The sequence below is a fragment of the Aquitalea sp. S1-19 genome (assembly GCF_024343515.1).
Genome location: NZ_RJTZ01000214.1, coordinates 1 through 2,689, shown reverse-complemented (window position 1 = coordinate 2,689; position 2,689 = coordinate 1). Strand labels below are relative to the sequence as shown.

Sequence of the window (2,689 nt, the reverse complement as noted above, 5' to 3'; positions counted from 1 at the left end):
AGAATGTGGTGGTCTCTGCCGGAACGACGGGCGAGCGTTTGATGCGGATCATGAATGCCAACCAGAAGCTCGGCATGAATATCGTGGCGGCCAAGGATAATGGCGAGTCGTTCCTGATGCTGGAGTCTGGTCGGGTTGCGGCTTTCATGACCGACGATGCCATGCTCTACGGCGAGCGTGCCAAGGCGCGCAATCCGGCAGAGTGGGTGGTAGTGGGCAAACCGCAGTCGAGCGAGATTTACGGCTGCATGATGCGCAAGGGTGATGCGCCATTCAAGGCATTGGTGGACAAGGCTATCGTGAATACCTACAAGTCGGGGCAGATCAATGCGATCTACGACAAGTGGTTCATGCGGCCGATTCCGCCGAAGAATCTGAATCTTGGTTTCCCAATGTCGCCGGAGTTTAAGGCATTGATCGCCAAGCCTTCGGATAAGCCGGCGGCAAGCTGATTCCTGTCGTACAAGCAATGCGGTAATACAAGGGGGGCAGCGGCCCCCTTTATTTAATGGAGTCGTTCATGAATTACAACTGGGACTGGAACATCTTCTTCAAGTCCACCGGAATCGGTAACGAGATTTACCTCGACTGGTATATCACGGGTCTGGGCTGGACGCTGGCCTTGGCGCTGGCGGCATGGCTGGTTGCGCTGCTGCTGGGTGGGCTGTTGGGTGTGATGCGCACCTTGCCCAACAAGTGGTTGTCCGGCATCGCCACCTGCTATGTCGAGCTGTTCCGTAATGTACCGCTCTTGGTGCAGCTGTTTATCTGGTATTTCGTCGTACCGGACTATCTGCCAGAGTCGGTACAGATTTGGTTCAAGCAGGACCTGAATCCGGCAGTATCCGCTTATATCTCGGTGGTAATCTGTCTGGGTTTGTTTACCGCCGCACGCGTGTGCGAGCAGGTGCGCACCGGTATTCAGGCGCTGCCCAAGGGACAAAGCAATGCTGCGCAAGCGGTGGGCTTTACCGTGGCGCAGAGCTACCGTTATGTGCTGCTGCCGCAGGCTTTCCGCGTGGTGATTCCGCCGTTGACCTCAGAGTTTCTGAACGTGTTCAAGAACTCGTCGGTTGCCTCGCTGATCGGCCTGATGGAGATCCTGGCACAAGCCAAGCAGACGGCTGAATTTTCGGCCAATATCTTCGAGGCGTTTACGCTGGCGACGCTGATCTACTTCACGCTGAATATGAGCATTATGAAAGTGATGAGCATCGTCGAGAAGCGTGTACGTATTCCCGGCCTGATGGTTGAGGGAGGCAAATAATGGACTTTTCCCAGATTATCCCTGCCCTGCCCGACTTGATGGACGGCATGTGGCTGACCTTGAAACTGATGGTGATGGCCGTGGTGGGCGGTGTGGTGCTAGGCACGGTGCTGGCGCTGCTGCGTCTGTCCAGCAACCCGGTACTGTCGGGGCTGGCCAAGGCCTACGTCAATATTTTCCGCTCGGTGCCTTTGCTGCTGGTCATCATCTGGTTCTATCTTGCGGTACCTATGCTGCTGAACTGGATAACCGGCGAGTTTGTCGCCGTCGGCGCCTTCACCTCGTGTCTGGTGGCCTTCATGATGTTTGAAGCTGCCTACTATTGCGAGATCGTGCGTGCCGGCATCCAGTCCATTGCCAAAGGCCAGGTCAATGCCGCTTACGCGCTGGGTATGACTTATGGTCAGGCCATGCGTCTGGTGGTCCTGCCGCAGGCCTTCCGCAAGATGATGCCATTGCTGTTGCAGCAGTCCATCATCCTGTTTCAGGACACTTCGCTGGTCTATGCCGTCGGCCTGATGGATTTCCTCAGCAGTGCCCGTTCGCGTGGTGATATTCTCGGTCTGCCGCACGAGTTCCTGCTGTTTGCCGGTCTGATCTATTTCGTGGTGAGCTTTGCTGCTTCGCGCGGCGTCAAACATTTGCAAAAGAGGTTGGCTGTATGAGTTCGATGATTTCCATCAATAACGTCAACAAGTGGTATGGTGATTTTCAGGTGCTGACCGATTGCAGCACCAGCGTAAGCAAAGGTGAAGTGGTGGTGGTATGCGGCCCGTCCGGTTCGGGCAAATCCACGCTGATCAAGTGCGTGAATGCACTGGAGCCGTTCCAGAAGGGCGACATCATCGTTGACGGCATTTCGGTCGGTGACCCCAAGACCAATTTGCCCAAGCTGCGCAGCCGGGTTGGCATGGTCTTCCAGCACTTTGAATTGTTTCCGCATCTGACCATCGTGGAAAACCTGGCTATTGCCCAGACCAAGGTATTGGGACGCTCGAAAGAGGAAGCCGAAGCCAAGGGAATCAAGTTGCTGGAGCGTGTAGGTTTGAAAGCGCATGCGCACAAGCATCCCGGCCAGTTGTCCGGCGGTCAGCAGCAGCGTGTCGCCATTGCCCGTGCATTGGCGATGGATCCGATTTGCATGCTGTTTGACGAGCCGACCTCGGCACTCGACCCCGAGATGATCAACGAAGTGCTGGACGTGATGACCGAACTGGCAAAAGAAGGCATGACCATGATGTGCGTGACCCACGAGATGGGCTTTGCCCGCCGTGTGGCGGATCGCGTGATCTTTATGGATCGTGGTCATATTGTCGAGGATTGCAGCAAGGATGACTTCTTCGGCACGCCTCGTTCCGAGCGCGCCCAGCAGTTCCTGTCCAAGATCCTGCAACACTAAGGCTGGTCATGTCCTGCTGAAAA

At 55.8% G+C, this 2,689-nt stretch carries 4 protein-coding genes; all 4 read left to right on the top strand.

The features are described 5' to 3' along the window. Window positions 1–452, top strand: a 452-nt coding sequence (locus tag EGI20_RS17355) for a transporter substrate-binding domain-containing protein (protein WP_498632963.1), incomplete at its 5' end; no start/stop codon positions are given. A gap of 68 nt (window positions 453–520) precedes the next feature. Further along, entirely contained in the window at window positions 521–1,267 is a 747-nt protein-coding gene (locus tag EGI20_RS17350; protein ID WP_124735506.1) for an amino acid ABC transporter permease, read from the top strand. Continuing rightward, window positions 1,267–1,932, top strand: coding sequence for an amino acid ABC transporter permease (locus EGI20_RS17345; RefSeq protein WP_124735505.1), 666 nt, complete (start codon window positions 1,267–1,269; stop codon window positions 1,930–1,932). The genes EGI20_RS17350 and EGI20_RS17345 overlap by 1 nt, the downstream gene beginning before the upstream one ends. 5 nt (window positions 1,933–1,937) lie before the next feature. Next, window positions 1,938–2,666, top strand: a complete 729-nt coding sequence (locus EGI20_RS17340) for an amino acid ABC transporter ATP-binding protein (protein WP_124735602.1) — start codon at window positions 1,938–1,940, stop codon at window positions 2,664–2,666. Window positions 2,667–2,689 lie beyond the last annotated feature (23 nt).

Bases quoted from the DNA above. Each gene is read 5' to 3' on its own strand.
- EGI20_RS17340 (WP_124735602.1), top strand. From the start codon at position 1,938: ATGATTTCCATCAATAACGTCAACAAGTGGTATGGTGATTTTCAGGTG.
- EGI20_RS17345 (WP_124735505.1), top strand. From the start codon at position 1,267: ATGGACTTTTCCCAGATTATCCCTGCCCTGCCCGACTTGATGGACGGC.
- EGI20_RS17350 (WP_124735506.1), top strand. From the start codon at position 521: ATGAATTACAACTGGGACTGGAACATCTTCTTCAAGTCCACCGGAATC.